Source organism: Spectribacter acetivorans, from assembly GCF_031846305.1.
Lineage (GTDB): Bacteria > Pseudomonadota > Gammaproteobacteria > Nevskiales > Salinisphaeraceae > Spectribacter > Spectribacter acetivorans.
The window spans coordinates 299,282-317,756 of record NZ_JAVRHY010000001.1 but is presented as its reverse complement, the minus strand read 5'-3'; the positions used below and the strand labels follow the sequence as shown (position 1 = coordinate 317,756).

Below are 18,475 nucleotides of genomic sequence, written 5' to 3'. Positions count from 1 at the left end.
GAAACCGGGACCACAGGGTCAGGCCGCCCGCGCCTCGCGGGCGAGCAGGCTGACCACCATGGCCGCACTGTCGTCGTCGAGATAACCACCGCCGTTCTCGGCCAATCCCAGTTGCGCGCCGTCGACCTGGCGCGCGCCCGCTTCGCGGCGCAGCTGATCGGTCAGCTCGACGATCTGGGCGCAGCCGGTCGCGCCAATGGGGTGTCCCTTGCGCAGCAGGCCGCCGGAGGTATTCACAGGCAGTCGCCCGCCCAGGGCGCTGTGGCCCGCTTCCACGAAATCGCCGCCCGCCCCCGCGCCACAGAAACCGAGCTGCTCGTACAGGAGCACTTCGGACGGCGCCGAGGCGTCGTGGATTTCCGCGCAGGACAGATCCTCGGGACCGATGCCGGCGGCCTCATAGGCCGCGGTGGCCGTGCGTTCGGCCAGCGGCGGCCGATCAGGTGCGCCACCCCCGCCCAGGCAGGAGGCCAGCACCCGCACCGCGCGGTTCCGGTCCGGCATCTGCCGCATCCGCCGCGCCGAGACCAGCACCAGCGCCGCCGCCCCGTCGCCGATCGGCGAACACATGGGCAGGGTCAACGGCCAGGCGACCTCGCGAGCGGCCAGCACCTGGTCGACACTGAGCCGGTCCCGATACTGGGCGCGGGGATTGAGGCTGCCGTGGGCCGAATTCTTGGCGGACACCGCCGCGAACTGCGCCCGGGTGGTGCCATGGGCCTGCATGTGGGCCGCGGCCCAGGCCACGTAGATATCCATGAACAGCGACCGGGTGCGCCCGGCGTCAGCCGTATCCGGCGTCAGGCCGGCCGCTCGGATGCGCTCGGTCACGTCCGCCATCACCGACGCCCGTTCCGCCACGTCGATGGCGCCGGTGAGCAGATCCATCGTGCGCTGCCGATCCGGGTGGTGAAGCTTGTCCATGCCCAGAACCAGCACCACGTCATAGGCCCCGAACGTGATCATCGAGGCTGCCTGATGAAACGCGGTGGCGCCGGTGGCGCAGGCGTTTTCCACGTTGACCACCGGTATGCCGCCCAGACCTGCCGCCCGGAGGACTACCTGACCCGGCACACAGGTCTGGCCGGTGATCGCGCCGGCACCGGCGGTGCCCACATAGGCAAACTCCGGGTCCCCCGCGACCATGCCGGCATCATCCAGCGCAGCCCGCACCGCTTCCGCGGCAAGGCTCTTGAGGTCACGATCCGCATGCTTGCCGAAGCGGCTCATGCCCGCCCCGGCGATATAGGCCTGTTGCTTCATCGCGGCGAGTGGGCGCCGCCGGATCGATCAGGCGGCGGGCACGGCTCAGCCGAACCGGCGCAGGGCATTACGCGTCAGATAATCGTCGTACATGCTGTCGGTGTTGACCTGCATGTGATGACCCGCCCCGACTTCCCTGACCTGTTCCAGCCGGGACATGCGCCCTGTCTGGATGTCGTAGCAATGCACGTGTGCCCAGGACCAGTAGGGGTGCTCTCCGTCCATCACACGGCGGCCATTGCCGTCGTCATAGATGGCATAGGCGCCGTCGAAGCTGCGCCAGACGTTGCCCTTGCGGTCATAGGAATTCATCGCGATGGGCAGACCGGTGCGCGCATCGAACCAGACCCGTTTCTTGCCCACCGGCGCGCGACTGTAACTCGTGGGCTCGGCTTCCACGGCAATCGCCTCGGGCACCAGCTCCACCGTGGTGTCCCAGAATGTCTGACCCTTGGCGCCACCGTGGGTGTTGTGCTCCCAGTTGGGGTGGTCGGGGTTCCAGCCTTCGGAGATGCCGGTGAGCATGGGCCCGCGGTCCACGATCTTGTAGTTGCCCCAGGTGTACATGGGGTCGCCGGCCGCCCAGGCGTCGGACAGGAACAGCGTGCCGCCCGGCACCAGCGGCTCGAAGCGCTGGTTGGTGGGGTATTCGCGCACCCGCTTGAACTCGGGCAGGTAGCCCACCAGCTCCGGGAATTCGTGCTGATCGTAGTCCCAGATGTTGAGAAACGAGGTGCCGGCAATGTCGTTGGGCGCGGTGAAGATCACGCTCTGGAAACGCAGCTTGTCCATGTGATCCCGCCAGTACGGCCGCGGATTCATGGAAACGCGGGCAACCGGTGCCATTTCCGCCCACACCAGGTCGTAGGCGTACTCCAGGTCACCCTCGGCACCGATGTCGTATTCCTTGATCGCGTACAGCGAGGCGTCATGCCGACCCCAGCTCAGGGTCAGGGCCGCGAAAAGCTCGACGCCGGTCTTGGCGTCGGGAAACGGATTGCCGCCGATCCAGGGTTTGCCATCTGCGGTGACCACGTTGCCGCGATCATCGAACTGGGCCTTGCCCTGATTCCGGAGCGTGGCTTCCTGATATTCCCAGGGGGACAGGCGCATCATGTCGGTGGTGGTCGGGCCGACCTTGAGCTTGCGGCCCATGTCGCGAATCTGCTTGTACTTGATCTCGTCCAGCAGGTCGCGGACGTGCTCGACGTTGGATGCGTCGATGGTATCGCCGGTGCTTACCTTGCCCTTGGTGTACTCGTCGACCGACAGCAATTCGTCGGGATAGGCCTCGTTGATCTCGCCCGAGCGGGCCATCGTCGACCACAGCGGGGCCAGCACGCCGGCGGAGCCGGCCGCACCCAGGCCGGCCAGGAAACGGCGGCGGCTGTAGTCGCGGTCAAATCGGCGGATATGCATTTCAAGCCTCCTTGCGTGGCCAGGTCAGGCATGCCGTGAAGCGGCAGGCACCTCGCTTGGACAACGGCGAAGGCCGGAACTCACCGGGAAGAACATCCGGCAAGGCCGAAAAACCGGCGACCGGGAAGCCCCGGCCGCCGGCAATGGATTCAGCCCCGTCCCGGCAGATCGCCCTGCCGGTAACGGTTATCGGCCGTCGCGCCTAGAACTGGTACTCGATGCGGGTGGTGATTTCGTCGGCGAAATCCACCGTCGAAAGCGCATTCTCCGTATCTTCGCCGTGGATCGTTTCGACGATGGTGGCGAAGGCCTGGAAGGTCCAGGCGCGGCTGGGCTTCCAGCGCAGACCGGCCTGGGTCAGGATGCCGCCCTTGACGTCATACAGCGTGGCGAAATCGATGCGCCACACCCGGTTGGCGAACGGCTGCTGGAACGCGAAGGCAATGGCATTGAAGCTGCCGATACCGCGGGGAATCCGGTCTGCCGCGTCCTCCGCGAACGGGTCGCCACCGAAACCGGACAGATGCCGGTTGAAGATATCCGACTCCGACCGGTGCAGGTACTGCAGAATCGCGAACGCCGCCGGGAAGGTGTTGCTGTAGCGCACGAACTTCTGGAACACCAGGCCGATTTCGTACTCGTCCTCGACGATGATCTCGCGGTCGTTCGGATCCAGCGTGATCGGGGTGAAATGTCGGTCCGGGGTGTACTTCATCTCCAGGCTGGCGTTGATCTGGTCGAACAACAGCGAGTCCTGCGGCCCCTCGATGCGGTAGCCGATGCCCATGCCGAAGTTGTTCTCGCGGTAGAAATCGCGGGTGATGTGGCCGCGAAGGCCGCCGGTCAGCGCGAAGAACAGATCTTCCTGGCGTTCCTGCTCGGCCGCGCTGGAGGCTTCCATCGCGCCCAGCGTCTGCGCGGCGGGCATCTCGCGAATGGCCGCGTTCAGACCATTGAAGTGATCAAGCCGGGCCAGCGCACCGTAGGTCGAGAACTCCCGACCCGAGACCACGCCGGTGGGATCCGGTTCGAACGGGATGTCGGCCAGCAGCGCACCGGTGCCCGGCACGGTCACGCCATTGAAGTTGCCGGCAAGGTTGGTGTTGATGCCGAGCGAACCAAACAGGCCGTCAACCTCGGTAAGAAGACCACCGCCGATACCACTGACGCCGGCCGGCTGCAGCCCCTGCTCCACGTCGGCGTCGGTCCACTGGAAAATACCGAAATGGTTATAGCGGCGGTTCGCCAGCAGGGTGATATCGAACGGGCCGGCCGGGCCACGCAGACGCACGCCGTAGTTGAACTCGCTGTCGTACTGCTTGAACTCGTCACGCACCGTGAACTGCGAGGGGATCACGTTGTAAGGCGTGTTGGGGTTGCCGTACATGGTGGGACGGAACCGCTGCACGTAGGAATCGATTTCCCAGCCCTTGAGGAACGTGGAGCCGCCGATCAGGTAGGACACGCGCAAGCCCAGCGAGGGCACGCGCTTGTCGGAGAATTCCTCCGGCACGAAATCCAGCAGGCTGTGGCGGCGCAGGTCGAGCCCGTTGGGCACGTCCATGATGCGGAAGAAAAGCAGGTCGCCCCAGGCAATCTGCTGGTTACCCAGACGGATGGTCAGCGGGCCGTTCTGGTAGTCCAGGTACAGCTGCGGGAAGTCGATCATGTACTGCTCGCCGGCGAACTCCAGCGGGCTGCTGCCCTCGGCGCCCTGGATGTCGGCAAGATCCTGGGCGTTGCTGACGCCCATGGCCTGTTCCTGGCCCGGCAACAGTACCGGCCCGTCCTCGTAGCGGAACTGGAACAGGTTAGGGTTGTTCTGCAGACTGCCGACCGGGTCGGCGCCCGGTACTTCGTCGACATCGAAATTGTTGTACAGATCGGGATCGGCGATGCCGCGCACACTGATCTTGTAGCGCAGGTTGTCGGTAATGCCGCCCTGCAGCTTGAACTCGCCGCGCAGATACTCGAGGTTGATGCTGTTGTCCTCGCGCGGCACGGCGCGAGTTACCGTATCCGGAATACCGACGGGCACCCCGACCGGCGCGTTGTTGCGCTGGGTCGGCACCCCGTTGTACAGGTTGCCGGCCTGGTTGTACGGATTCTCGTCGCTGGTCAGCTTGAATGCGGTTTCGTTACGCAGAAAGCCGCCGTAATCGATCGAGAGATCCATGTCTCCCATGATGTCATTGAAGATGCCGGCCTGTGCCACCGGCACCGTCAGCATCGTCCCGGCGGCGACGCTCGCGGCAGCCACCCAACTGATTCTCCCTTTCATCGCGCACCCCTCCTGAGAAGTTCTAGCTTTCTGAATGCTTCAATATACACCGCCGGCGCCGCCTGCCAAGCCTTCGGAGGCTGTTCGCGACTGCCTGCAGCGCCTAGTTTGTCCGTGCCCCGCCGATCCGGATGATCCGACCGGTGTGACCAACGGCCAGCACCGAGCCGTCACCGGCCACCGTGGCACCCATGTACCAGTTCTCGTTCACGTCACCGGCGGTCACCTGCTGCCAGGTTTCGCCATCGTCGTTGCTGTAGATCATGTGCCGCATGCCGGGCGCCACGATCTGGCCGCTGTCGTCGGCGTGTACGCCGAGCAGATTGGCATCCACACCGGTGGACAGATCGGTCCAGGTTTCACCCCCGTCCGTGCTTCGGGCCACGGTGCCCTCCTGTCCCACGGCATAACCGGTTCCGTCAGCGCGCATCTGGATGGAGAATAGCGAACTCTCCCCGCGCCGCACCACCTCCCAGTCACGCGCATCACCAGTGGAGCGCAGCACCAGGCCGAATTCGCCCACCGCCAGGGCCGTGCCGTCGTCGGTAACGGTGACGTCGTTGATGTGGGCCTGATAGCCGCCCTCGGTTACCTGGGTAATGTCGAAGTCGACGTTGGCCCAGCTTTCGCCGCCATCTTCGGTCATGAGCATGGCACCGAAAGTGCCGACCGCCACGCCGAAGCCGTCGCGATTGATGCTGACACCGAGCAGACGCTCTTCCGTAAGCGGCTCGACCTCGGTCCACTCGCCGTCACCATCGCGCCAGATGATCACACCGTCCTGACCGACAGCCACCTGCCGATCACCGACCATGGTGACGTCGAGGAAGGCACGCCGGGTGTCGTAATCCTGGCGTTCCCAGGTCTGGCCGCCGTCGCTGCTGACCACCAGCGAACCGCGATCGCCAACCGCGACTCCCACGCCGCCTTCGCCCACTGCCACCGCGAACAGATCGCGATGGGCCGTACCGGTAGTGATCGTGGTCACATCCGGGCCCGATTCCGCCGCAGCGGCGGTGCCCGCGATCAGTGCCACCAGCATCCCCGTGGTCCGCGCCAGCCTTGCCAATCCCATACCCCTGTTCTCCGTTCGATGAACTCGCCGCGGCGTGGGTGCCGCGTGCCTGTCTGCCGTAACCTGCCGTGTTCGGCGCATGCTAGCCCTCCTGCTGGTAACGGCTCAGATCGACGTGTTCGCACACGATCAGGTCGTTGCGCTGCACGAACTTGGGCTTGATGAACCAGATCAGCAGCGGCAGCACCAGCAGCGACATCATCATGTTGATCAGCATCACCAGACCCAGCAGCAGACCCATGTCGGCCAGGAACTTCAGGCCGGACAGGAAATACCACGGCATGATGCCGATGAGCATGATGGTCGCGGTGAAGGCGATCGCGCGACCGGTGGTGGTCACCGCTTCGTGGATGATGCGACCGAAGTCACCTTCCTGGTTGTCGTATTCCTCGACGATGCGGGCGAGCAGATAGATGCCGTAGTCGATGCCCACGCCAACGCCTACCGCGGCCACCAGCACCGAGTTGATGTCCAGGCCCACGCCCATCAGTGACATGGACGCCACGATCACGAAGTTGGACATATTCACCGGCACCAGCAGGATCAGCGCCGCGATGAACGACTTGAAGGCGAAAGACGCCAGCACGAACATCATCAGGTTGAGAAACAGCACGATTTCCCAGTAGTTGGCCTCGACCGTGTCGTTGACCGCCTGCTGCAGCGCGATGGTGCCGGAGCCCAGCCGCACGATGAAGTTCTCGTGCTCGACGCCAACCTTCTCGACCGCCTCACGCGCGTGGCGCAGCGCGTCGTCCACGGTTTCCTGCTTGTTGTCCTTGTACCAGAACGACACCGTCGCGTTCTGCTGCTTCATGTCCACCACGTGGGAGAAGGCCTTGGGCCCGGACCCCATCATGGACGCGGACGCCGCCGCCTGGGTGTCGGAATCCTCGAAACCCAGCGGCACCCAGCGCGGGTCACCGCCGTTGTAGAGGCGCACGGATGCGCCGAGATAGTCCGCGAACGACAGCGTCGCCCGCGGCGCATCCGGCGCCCGTTCCATGTAGTCCTGCAGCGCCAGCATGGTATGTACGGCGTCGGACTTGCGGGCGGTGCGCTCCAGGCTGCCTTCACCGGCCTCCTTGGATTCGAGCACGATCTCGAGCGTGTTCACGCCCGGGAAGAAGTTGTTGATCTGCCGTACCGCAACGTTGAACTCGGAGTCCTGCCACAGCAGCGAGCTGCCCTCGACCGGGTTGCCCACCTTGATCTGCCAGCCGATGGTGGCCGCGGCGGCACCGAAGATGGCCAGCACGATGCCGGTCGGAATCGCCTTCTTGCCGTAGGTCAAAGACGCGGTCCCGCCGAGGAACTTGGCCATGGCGCGGTGAATGCCACCCCCGCCGCCATCGCGGTCCACGATGTCGTTGAGATTCCGCGGCAGCGGCAATGCCGACAGGATCAGCGGCGCCAGGAACAGCGAGGTCGGGATCAGGATCATAGCCCAGAAGCCGCAGAACAGCGCGAACCGCTGCATCGCCGGCACCGGTGCGATGATGATCAGCAGAATCGCCGCCGCGTCGGTAATGATGCCCAGCGTGCCCGGCCCCATCATCACACGCAGGGCGATCTCCCCGGCCTTGTCCTTGTCCTTGACCACGGACAGGATTTCGTAGAACCGCTCGATGTACTGCACCGTGTGCGAGAACGCTCGCGCCACCAGCAACAGCGGCACCAGCAGCAGCAACGGCTCCACCGCCAGGTCCAGCCAGCCGACGAAACCGAAGCCCCAGACTGCGGACACCACGCCGGTGATGAACGGCGTCACCACACCGGCGACATTGCGCATGTAAAGGAACAGCGCGATAAACAGTGCCGCCAGCGTAACGCCAAAGATCAGCAGCATCTGGAACTGGTAGCGATACACCCAGCCGGTGAGCATCGGCTGGCCGGCGGCGTGGATCTCGTGATTCTCGTCACGCGCCTCCTCGACCAGGTTCTGAACGAACTCGAAGGTCTCGCCGTAGTCGAGGCTCTGCTCGATGAAAGTGGCCTGAATCAGCGTGGCCGAGCCGTCCGGCGACACCAGGAAACCGCGCACGTTGGGGGACCGGTTCACGCGGGACTTGAAGTCCGCGATGCCCTCGGCCGTCTGCGGCACCTCGTCACCCATCAGCGGGCGCATGTCGATGCCGAACGGCGTGGCCTCGGCATAGCGGGCCTTGGGCGTGGTGATGGACAGCACCTGATCATGGTCGACCGCCGGCGCCAGATCGATGTCCCGGGTGAGATCCCATACCTTCTGCAGGGTCTCGGTGCTGTAGATGTCGCCATCCTTGCGCTTGACCATGATCGATACGGTCAGCGGATTACCGAAGTTGGGATGGTCGCGGAAGGTTTCCGCGAAGGGGTTACCGACCGGCAAGAGATCCGAGAAGATCGTCTTGATGGTCACATTGGGCAACCCGGCCGCGAAGAACACGGTCAGTGCGGCGACCACGCCGGTCACCAGTATGCGGTGCCGGAACACAAAGGTTGCGATGCTCTTACGGACGTCGACCATGTCCCCTCATTCCCATTGCTGTCTGATCTGTTGTATCGCCGCGGCCCGGCTACCGGACCACAGCGGCTCGACGCCAACCGGAATTGCCGGCTGGCGATGAAGCGGGGGACATGACTGAGCGTGACCGGCAGCGACACACCGCCACGGACGGCGCTGATGCCTCCGTCGACGGTTGCGGATTAACCGCCTGTCGACGGATGCCGTCCTGACTCACGTGAACCCCTCCTCGCAATCTCGCACCCTGCGCCCCTTGGTTGTTATGCGGGACAGTTTCTCAGGGCAGCGTCACCTAGGGCGACGCGAATTAGGCTACCACGAAGTCTAGCGGCCAGCGCCGGGGGGTCTACCACTCGAAAGGGTAGTATCCGTCGACCCCGGCTGAACGCAGGTTACGCTGGCACGCCATGCGGTCATCCGCGATCGCCACGCCCGCGTACACGATTATGCAATACCAAGACCCGGAAGAAGTCACCGGGGAGACAATTCAAGAAGGGAGCGTCCCATCATGCCGTCCATTCTGTCGACCAAGGTCATCCCGTTGCTCGCCGGTCTCTGCTGTGCCGCCGCCACCGCCGCGCCAACACCGGATTACGAATATCCCCTGACGAATCAGGGCGAGGACGTCGGGATCACCATCGCCATGTTCCACCCGGACCTTCGGCTGGCCGAGGACGTCGGCGAAATTCCCGGTTACGAAGTCGAACTTCCACCCTACGAGAATACCCAGTGGCAGTACCGGGGCCAGGTCAAGCTGATCCTGCTCGACTACAGCAACATCGCCGAAGACGTGAACGCGATCTATCGCGAGGCGTACCAGACCGAATTCGAGAACGCCGTGGCCGAAAACATCGGCCGCCTGTTCACGGCCCGCGGCTTCCAGGCGTCGGGCGACCTCGAGGGGATGGCGGCACTGGATACGGAAGACCGTCAGGACGTCATGCTGACCAGCATCCCCAGCGCCACCCTGTCGTTCATGCGAAACGTGGACAGCCGCGAGTGCGTGGAGGACCATTGCACCGAGACCGGCGAACTGCTGCTCGAAGGCCAGTTCCTCTACCAGCTGGTGGAGCCGGTCACCGGCAGTGCGGTGGCAATCAACCGCTTGAACGTTCACAACCTCGGCATCCGCCACAACTATGTGGTGGAAACCCGCGGTGACGAAACCCTGCGTGACACGCGCGTCGAGGCCGTGGCGACATCGGTGCAGGAATTGCATGACAGCATCGTCACCAAGATTGATGAAATGATCAGCCGCGATCAGCTGGTTGCCCTGGTGGGCACCATCCAGGATCTCAAGAGCGGGGACATCAAGCTGCGCGAGCGCTGAGCCGCGGCGGCGGGTTCAGAAGATAATTGGTGGGCCCGGGAATCCCGGGCCCACCAACCTTCCGCACCGACGGGTCTACGCGGGGTGACCGGGGGCGAGTTCGCCGGCGCCGAAGCTGATGGGTCGACCAGCAGGGCCGACCATGACATTCAAGTTAACGGCCTCGGTCGCCGGTGACCACTACACAGACGGGTAGTGATTTCACCGCCGCGAAATACTTTCAAGTCAAACGGTTGCGTCGTGGCGCGAGCCGCTCCAGAAACGCCTGCTGGTCGGCGAGGATGCGGCGATTGGCCAGGATCAGCCACTCCGCCAGATTGGGTTCATAGGGCAGCGCCAGCAGCTTCATCTTCGCCGCTTCCGGGGTACGATCGTCCTTGTGCCGGTTGCAGGGTTCGCAGGCGGCGACCACATTGGTCCACTCGTGCACCCCGCCGGTGGAGCGCGGCACCACGTGCTCGATCTGCATGTCGCGGTAGTTCATGTGCAGCCCGCAGTACATGCAGATGCCGCCGTCACGATGGTAGAGCTCGCGCCGCGACAGCGTGGGCACAAGGCCGCGGGCAAACCGGTGGGAACGATCACGCACCGCCACGATCGAGTCGATCGCCAGTTCACTGCGGTCCCCCGTTTCACGGCAGCGTCCGCCGCGCAGGCGGATCTTCTCCGACCCCGCCTCCCAGGCGATCTTGTCGGTGAAATACAGGCCGACGGCCTCGCGCCAGTCGATCCATTCGACCGGCAGCCCGCCGACATCCAGCTTCAGAACTCTCGGAAAGACCTCCACGGCATCATCCTCGCGGGGACCGGTGCTGCTGCCACGCAACTCCGGTCGATTTGCACGGTCATAGTGAGCGGCCCACATGACAGCGTTCTTAACCTGCGCGGGCCCACGTGTGCAAGTGGCGCCACCCGGTCGGGACCGCTCGTGACGCCACAACCAGTTCGGACCGGTATGCGTACACTGCGGACCTGCCCGACCTGCACCGGACCGCCAGACAGGAGACCCACATGAACCGACGCCTGCTCATCGCAGGCCTGATCGGCGTCGCGTTCGCGGCTGCGGCCTACGCGCTGATGACGCCCGCGCCGGAGTCGACCAGCAGTCGCTCGAGCGTCGCCATCGCCGTCGAACTGTCGCCGGCCGAACACGGCTCGCTGGTGACCCGTCAGCGCCTTGCCGGCAATCTGGAGCCGGCCGCCGAATTCCAGGTGGCACCCAAGGTGGCCGGGCAGATCGTCGAAGTGCTGGCCGATATCGGCGACTCCGTGGCCCGGGGCGACGTGGTCATCCGGCTGGACGACGCCGAGTTCGAGCAGAGCGTGGCCCAGGCGCGGGCCGAGCTCGCGGTGGCCGACGCCCGCCTGCAGGAGGCCCGCAGCGCGGCTGACCTGGCCACCCGGCGGCTGGATCGGATCGAGCGACTGGAATCCCGCGGCGTGGCCTCGGCCTCGGAACTCGATGACGCCCGCGGCGAGGCGCAGGCCCAGCAGGCGGCGGTGGCAGTGGCTCGCGCGCAACGGGATCAGGCCCAGGCTGCCCTGAACTCGGCCGAGGTGCGGCTGGGTTACACCCGGGTGCGGGCCGACTGGCCCGGCGAGGACGAGACCCGGCTGGTGGGCGAACGCATGGTGGACGCCGGCGACACGGTGGCCGCCAACACGCCCCTGCTGTCGATCGTGGACATCGACCAGCTGCGCGCGGTGATCGAGGTGCCGCAGTCCCTCTACGGCGGCCTCGCCGTGGGCGATCCCGCGCAGATTCTGCCGCCGGGCCCCGACAGCGAGGCGGTCGAGGCACGCATCAGCCGCATCGCCCCGCGGTTCGATCCGGAATCGCGGCGCACGCGGGTGGAACTGATCGTCGACAACCAGCACCGCCGGCTGGCCGCCGGCATGTTCGTGCAGGTGGGCCTGGAAAGCCGGCGCGTGGACGACGCCGTGATCGTGCCCCGCGCCGCCCTGGTCAGCCGCCAGGGCCGTCAGGGGATATTCACCGTGGCGCCCGACGCCGATACCGCCAGCTTCGTGCCGGTCGAGGTCGCCCTCGAAACCGATGACCGGGCGGCGCTGCGCGGCGTCGACTCGCTGGCCGGCCCGGTGGTCGTGCTCGGCCAGGACCAGCTCACCGACGGTGCCGCCATCACCCGCGCCGGCCAGGCCCAGCGCTCGTGACATTACCGGGTTTTGCGGTCGCCCGGCCGGTGACCACGGTGATGATCACCCTGATCGCCGTGCTCCTGGGGCTGGTGGCGCTCACCCGGATCCCGGTCGACCTGCTGCCCAATATCGAAGCACCCTCGCTCAACATCCGGGTGAATTACCGCAACGCCTCGCCACAGACGGTGGAGGAACTGATCACCCGGGTGGTGGAACAGGCGGTGGCGGCCACCCCGGGGCTCGAGGAGATGCGCTCGCGATCGCGCGAAGGCGAGTCCGATATCACGCTGAGCTTCGCCTGGGGGACCGATCTCGACGCGGCCGCCAACGACGTGCGCGACCGGCTGTTCAGTGAGGTCGACGACCTGCCCGACGATGCCGAACGACCCCGCATCCGCAAGTTCGACAGCGCCGATCTGCCGATCATGGCGCTGGGCATTGCCAGCCCCATCGATCCGGTGGAACTGCGGCGGATCATCGATAACCGCCTGCTCTACCGCATCCAGCAGGTGGCGGGCGTGGCCTCCACCGAAATCTGGGGCGGACCGGAGCGTGAAATCCAGGTCAACGTGGACCTGGCCCAGGTGCAGGCCCTGAACCTGTCGCTGGTGGACATCAGCCAGGCGCTGCAACAGGCCAACCGCAATCTGCCGGCCGGTTCGATCGAGGTGGGCCAGCGCGAGATCACCCTGCGCACGCCCGGGCGGCTGGACAGCCTGAACGACCTGCGGGACACCGTGGTAACAAGCCGCGACGGCACCCCCGTGACCGTCGCCGACATCGCCACCGTGGTGGATACCCAGCAGCGGGAAAACCGCATCATCCGCATCAATGGCGACAACGGCGTGCGCATGGCGGTGCGCAAGCAGTCGGACGCCAACACCGTGGACGTCTCGCGCCGGGTGCTGGAAGAAGTGGCCGAACTCAACGCCGAATACCCGCAGCTGTCGATCCGGCCGTTCTTCGATTCCGCCGGCTTCATCGAGCGATCGATCGCCAACGTGTCCCGTTCGCTGCTCTACGGCAGCGCACTGGCGGTGCTGGTGCTGCTGCTTTTCCTGGGCAACCCCCGCGCCACGCTGGTGGTGGGCACGGCGATTCCGGTATCGCTGATCGCCACCTTCGCGCTGATCTTCTTCAACGGCTACACCATCAACCTGATGACGCTCGGCGGACTGGCCCTGGGCGTTGGGCTGATGGTGGATTCGGCCATCGTGGTGCTCGACAACATCCTGCGCCGACGCGAGGAGGGCGGCGAAAACCGTATCGACTCGGGCGTGAACGGCGCCAATGAGATCGCCGCCGCCATCGTGGCCTCCACCCTGACCACGCTGGCCATCTTCATCCCCATGCTGTTCGCCCGCGAACTGGCCGGCCAGCTGTTCCGGGAACTGGCGATCGTGGTGGCGTTTGCGCTGATCTGCGCCCTGCTGGTGGCGCTGACCCTGGTGCCGATGCTCACCGCCCGGCTGGTCAACGCTCGCCCCAACCCGCCGTGGCCCTGGCTGGGTCGCCTGATCGCGGGTATCGGCCGGCGCTTCAACCGTGTCCAGGATGGCTATCGGGACCGCCTCGCCGGGGCCCTGAGGCGCCCGCGCCGCATCCTGGCCGTGACGGGTCTTGCGCTGGCGGCCGCGGTAGCCGCCGTGCCGCTGCTGGGCACCGAGTTCATGCCCGCCAGCGACGAGGGCGAGGTACGGGTGGATCTGGAAATGCCGCTGGGAACACCAATGGACGTGCTCGATCGCCAGAGCCGCCGCGCCGAGGCGATCATCCGCGAGGAGGTGCCGGAACTGCTGTCGATGGTCACCAGTGTGGAAACCGAGGGCGGCGCGGAAACCGACATCCAGGTGGAACTGCCGCCGGTGAACCAGCGTGACCGCTCCAGCAGCGAAGTGGCCGCCGCGCTGCGCCAGGCCATTACCGGCCTGCCGGACACCACCGTGCGGGTGCGAACCCGCCAGCCCTTCTTCCTGCGCTTTCTGTCGGGCAATCAGAGCGAGGGCGAGAATCTCTCGATCGAAGTCCGCGGTTACGATTTCGACGTGATCAACCGGCTGACCGGGCAGGTGGAAAACGCCATTCAGGACATTCCCGGCATAACCGACGTGCGTCTGCCGCGCACCGGCGGCGAACCCCAGCGGCTGATCGACATCGACCGCAGCCGCGCGGCCGACCTGGGCGTATCGGTGGAGTCCGTGGGCCGTACCGTGGAAGCCGCCATCGCCGGCACCACCGCCGGCTATTACCTGGATCAGGGCGACGAGGTACGCATCCTGCTCAAGCTGGCCAACAACCGCACCATCCCGCCGGATGACATCCTCGACCTGCCCGTGCCCACCAGCGAGGGCAATACCGTGCCGCTGGGCGCAGTGGCCTCGCTCACCGAAGCCCGCGGCCCGGTGCAGATCGACCGCGAGGACCAGCAGCGGCTGAACCTGATCTACGCCAACATTTCCGGTCGCGACCTGGGCTCGGTGGTGGAGGACGTGCAAACCGCCCTGGCCGGTATCGCCGTGCCCAGCAATTACGATATCGCCCTGGCCGGTGAATTCGAGGAACAGCAGGAAACCTTCAACGAGATGGGCATCAACGTGATTCTGGCGCTGCTGCTGGTGTACATGGTGATGGCCTGCCTGTACGAATCGCTGCGCGACCCGTTCATCGTGATGATCACCGTGCCGCTGGCGCTGATTGGCGTGGTGGCCATGCTGCTGCTTACCGGCACCACCCTGAACGCGCAGTCGCTGGTGGGCTGTCTGATGCTGATCGGGATCGTGGTCAACAACGCCATCCTGATCGTGGATCAGGCCAACCTCCTGCAGCGTCAGGGCAACAGCCCGCTGGACGCCGTACGCGAGGCCGGCCGACGCCGGCTGCGCCCGATCCTGATGACCGCCACCACCACCATCCTGGCCCTGACGCCGCTGGCCATCGGCGTCGGCGAAGGCTCGGAATCCCAGGCGCCGCTGGCCCGGGCGGTGATCGGCGGGCTGCTGTCATCCACCCTGATTACCCTGATCGTGATCCCCGTGGTCTACGCCGGTTTCCACCGCGCCTGGCCACCCGCCCGACAAGGCAGCCCTCAATAATGCGTCGTTTCACTTTCCTCACCGGTCTGTTCGGCAGTCTTTTCCTGGCAGCCACCGCCCAGGGCATCGAGCCCGACAACACCGTGGCCCCGCCCCAGACGGTGGACGCGCCGGTTACCGGACCGCTCGAACTTTCGGTGGAAGAGGCCGTGGCCCTGGCCCTGCAGGCCAACCCGGAACTGCTGGCCGAACGCCAGAACCCGGTAATCGCCGGCACCTTCGCCGATGTCGAACGGGCGCGCTTCGACCCCAGTGTGTTCGCCAGCGCCAGTATCGGGGCCGAAGTCAGCCAGCAGCAGTTCGCCAACACCAACGAGAATCTGCTGATCGAACGCGACACCAAATCGGCGGCGGTGGGGCTGCGCCAGTACTTCCCCACCGGTACCGACGTCGAATTGTCCGTTTCGCAGGACAAGTTCGAGTCCAACCGCGCCCCCACCCAGGCCGGCGCCCGGGTGGGTCTGACGCTGACCCAGGCGCTGCTGCGCGGCGCCGGCATCGGCACCAACCTGGTAGCCCTGCGCCAGGCCCGTACCGACGTCGCCGCCAGCGCCTATCAGTTGCGTGGTTTCGTGGCCACGCTGGTGGCCGAGGTGGAACGTACCTACTGGCAGTATCTGGGCGCGCGCGAGCGCATCCGCATTCTGGAATCGTCGCTGGAACTGGCCGAGCGGCAGGTGGAACAGGCCCGGCAACGCATCGAGGCCGGCACCGTGGCCCGCACGGAGCTGGCCGCGGTGAAGGCGGAAGTGGCCCGCCGCCGGCAGGCACTGATCGACGGCCGGGCCGAGGCGGAGCGGCTGAAGGCCAGCCTGCTGCGACAGATCAACCCGCCGGGCCAGCAGGACGGCGAACGCGACATCCGGCTGGCCAGCGAGGTGGAATTCACCCCGGGCGACGACCCGGTTGCCGCCGAGCACATCGACCTGGCCCTGGCCCGCCGGCCCGAGATCAACGAGGCCCGACTGCTGCTGGCCCGCAACGAACTGCAGGTGGTGGCCACCCGCAACGGCCTGCTGCCGCGGCTGGACCTGTTCGTCACCCTGGGCCAGACCGGTTTTTCCGACAGCTTCGGCGAGGCCTACAGCCAGGTCGACAGCGGCGACACCTATGATCTGTCCGCCGCGCTGGAATTCGAGTATCCCCTGGGCAACCGCGCCGCCGATGCGGAGGACCTCCGGGCCCGGCGCGAGGTGGTCCAGGCCGAAGCGAGCCTGGCCAATCTGGGCCGGCTGATCAGTGCGGAAGTCCGCAACGCGGTGATCGAGGCTCGCCGCGCCGCGGCCCAGATCGACGCCACCGCCGCCACCCTGGCCCTGCAGGAAGAAACCCTGGAAGCCGAACAGGCCCGCTTCGAGGTCGGGCGTTCCACCTCCCTGCTGGTGGCCCAGGCTCAGCGTGACCTGCTGGCCGCCCAGCTCGACCGGGCGGACGCATTCCTGGCCTACCGGCAGGCGCTGATAGACCTCTACCGGCTGGACGGCAGCCTGCTGATCCGGCGCCTGATCGACGCCCCGGGCGAGAAGCCGCCCGACCTGCCGTGGCTGGACAGCCGCTTCTGACCGCCCCGGCAGGCGGGGACTGTCGCATGCTATAAACCGGGGCCTGTCGATTCCGAGGAGCATGCCCACGCCATGTACGATTACGTCATCGTCGGCGCCGGCTCGGCCGGCTGCGCCCTGGCCGCCCATCTGAGCGCCGACGGCCACAGCCGCATCTGCCTGCTGGAAGCCGGGCCGCGCGACAATCGCCCCTGGGTGCACTGGCCGGCCGGCACGATGTTCCTGCTGCGCGGCAAGACCCGCAACTGGGCATTCGACACCGCCCCCGAACCCGCCCTGGACAACCGTCGCCTGTTCTGGCCCCGCGGCAGGATGCTGGGGGGCTCATCAAGCATGAACGGCATGATCTACATCCGCGGCCATGCCCGCGACTACGATCACTGGGCAGCACTGGGCAATCGCGGCTGGGGCTGGCAGGACGTGCTGCCCGCGTTCCGGGCGATGGAAGATAACGAACGCGGCGCGGATGACTATCACGGGGTCGGCGGCCCGCTGACGGTCAGCGATCCGCGCTACCGCAATCCGCTGTCACAGACGTTCATCGAGGCCTGCACCGAAACCGGCATCCCGACCAATCCGGACTTCAACGGCGCCACCCAGGAAGGCGCCGGCTGGTACCAGTGCACCATCCGCGAAGGCCGGCGGTGGAGTAGTGCCGCCGCCCATCTGGGCCCGAGCGTGATGGCCCGGCCGAATCTCACCGTCCTGACCGGCGCCCACGCCACCGCCATCGAGTTCGACGGCCGGCGTGCTTGCGGCGTGCGCTATCGCCAGGGGGGCGACACGCGCCGGGCTGCGGCCGCGGCAGAGGTGATCGTGGCGGCCGGGGCGGTGCAGTCACCGCAGCTGTTGATGCTGTCCGGCCTGGGCCCGCGCGCCGAGCTGGACGCCCAGAACATACCGATCCGGCAGGAACTGCCCGGGGTCGGCGCCAACCTGCAGGATCATCTGGACGTGATGATCAACCTGCGCACCCGCACCCGCCACGGGCTGGCGGTGGCGGCATTAGCCATTCCCCGCAGCCTGATCGCAGCCTGGCAGTACGCGTTCCACAAGAAGGGGCTGTTCGCTTCCAATGCGGCCGAGGCCGGGGCCTTCGTGCGCACCCGAGACGACCTGGATACACCCGATGTGCAGTTCCATTTCATCACCGCGCTGCTGCAGGACCATGCCCGCAAGCTGCCCTATGGCCACGGCGTGTCGCTGCACGCTTGCGCGCTGCGGCCCCACTCGCGCGGCCGCATCGGCCTGAACAGCGCCAACCCCTTCGATACGCCGCGCATCGAGGCCAACTATCTGAGCGACGAGCGAGACCTGGACACGCTGGTGCGGGGCTTTCGCATCGGCCGCGAGATTCTCCGCAGCGGCCCCTTCGCGCGCCATTACAAGAAGGAGATGCTGCCCGGCGAGTCGGTCGAGTCCGACGCCGAGGTGCGCGCCTTCATCCGGCAGAAGGCCGAAACCATCTACCACCCGGTGGGCAGCTGCCGCATGGGGCGGGACGACCAGGCGGTGGTCGACGAGCGGCTGCGGGTGCACGGTGTTGAAGGCCTGCGGGTGGCCGATGCCTCGATCATGCCGACCCTGGTCGCCGGCAACACCAACGCGGCAGCCATCATGATCGGCATGCGCTGCGCCGCGATGATTGCCGAGGAGCGTGCCAGCCAGGCGCCGGAGATGGCACAGGCCGTCGGCGCCTGAGAAGCGAGTCTCGATCGATAGAAAACCGGGCAGGTCGAACGACCCGCCCGGAACCGCAATGTCAGAACCTCGTGAGAGGCCCCCGAGCGGGA

Annotated in this window: 11 protein-coding genes; 5 read left to right on the top strand and 6 right to left on the bottom strand. The window is 66.3% G+C overall.

Going from position 1 to position 18,475, the window contains the following annotated elements:
* Window positions 1–18: 18 nt before the first annotated feature.
* The 5 genes from RM531_RS01450 to RM531_RS01430 form a co-directional block, all read right to left on the bottom strand.
* On the bottom strand, window positions 19–1,263 hold the full coding sequence (locus RM531_RS01450) for a thiolase family protein (RefSeq protein ID WP_311656738.1): 1,245 nt from the start codon (window positions 1,261–1,263) through the stop codon (window positions 19–21).
* 45 nt (window positions 1,264–1,308) lie between these two features.
* Window positions 1,309–2,682 carry a DUF1329 domain-containing protein gene (locus tag RM531_RS01445; RefSeq protein ID WP_311656737.1) on the bottom strand — a complete coding sequence of 458 codons (1,374 nt, stop codon included), beginning with the start codon at window positions 2,680–2,682 and terminating at the stop codon, window positions 1,309–1,311.
* Between the two features lie 202 nt (window positions 2,683–2,884).
* A complete protein-coding gene (locus RM531_RS01440; RefSeq protein ID WP_311656736.1) occupies window positions 2,885–4,942 on the bottom strand; it encodes a DUF1302 family protein in 2,058 nt (685 codons plus the stop codon).
* A gap of 124 nt (window positions 4,943–5,066) precedes the next feature.
* Window positions 5,067–6,038: a WD40/YVTN/BNR-like repeat-containing protein gene (locus tag RM531_RS01435; protein WP_311656735.1), complete on the bottom strand. Its 972-nt coding sequence runs from the start codon at window positions 6,036–6,038 to the stop codon at window positions 5,067–5,069.
* 82 nt (window positions 6,039–6,120) lie between these two features.
* Window positions 6,121–8,541: an efflux RND transporter permease subunit gene (locus RM531_RS01430; protein WP_311656734.1), complete on the bottom strand. Its 2,421-nt coding sequence runs from the start codon at window positions 8,539–8,541 to the stop codon at window positions 6,121–6,123.
* A 505-nt stretch (window positions 8,542–9,046) separates the two neighbouring features.
* On the opposite strand from RM531_RS01430, the gene RM531_RS01425 reads away from it, so the two are divergent.
* Window positions 9,047–9,868, top strand: coding sequence for a hypothetical protein (locus RM531_RS01425; RefSeq protein ID WP_311656733.1), 822 nt, complete (start codon window positions 9,047–9,049; stop codon window positions 9,866–9,868).
* 220 nt (window positions 9,869–10,088) lie between these two features.
* On the opposite strand, the gene RM531_RS01420 is transcribed toward RM531_RS01425, so the two are convergent.
* A complete protein-coding gene (locus RM531_RS01420; RefSeq protein WP_311656732.1) occupies window positions 10,089–10,733 on the bottom strand; it encodes an HNH endonuclease in 645 nt (214 codons plus the stop codon).
* Between the two features lie 146 nt (window positions 10,734–10,879).
* On the opposite strand from RM531_RS01420, the gene RM531_RS01415 reads away from it, so the two are divergent.
* From RM531_RS01415 to RM531_RS01400, 4 genes are all read left to right on the top strand, one after another.
* Window positions 10,880–12,043, top strand: coding sequence for an efflux RND transporter periplasmic adaptor subunit (locus RM531_RS01415; RefSeq protein WP_311656729.1), 1,164 nt, complete (start codon window positions 10,880–10,882; stop codon window positions 12,041–12,043).
* Window positions 12,040–15,120, top strand: a complete 3,081-nt coding sequence (locus RM531_RS01410) for an efflux RND transporter permease subunit (protein WP_311656728.1) — start codon at window positions 12,040–12,042, stop codon at window positions 15,118–15,120. The genes RM531_RS01415 and RM531_RS01410 overlap by 4 nt, the downstream gene beginning before the upstream one ends.
* Window positions 15,120–16,682, top strand: a complete 1,563-nt coding sequence (locus RM531_RS01405) for a TolC family protein (RefSeq protein ID WP_311656726.1) — start codon at window positions 15,120–15,122, stop codon at window positions 16,680–16,682. Before RM531_RS01410 ends, RM531_RS01405 begins: the two co-directional genes overlap by 1 nt.
* A gap of 72 nt (window positions 16,683–16,754) precedes the next feature.
* Window positions 16,755–18,383 carry a GMC family oxidoreductase gene (locus RM531_RS01400; protein WP_311656725.1) on the top strand — a complete coding sequence of 543 codons (1,629 nt, stop codon included), beginning with the start codon at window positions 16,755–16,757 and terminating at the stop codon, window positions 18,381–18,383.
* Window positions 18,384–18,475 lie beyond the last annotated feature (92 nt).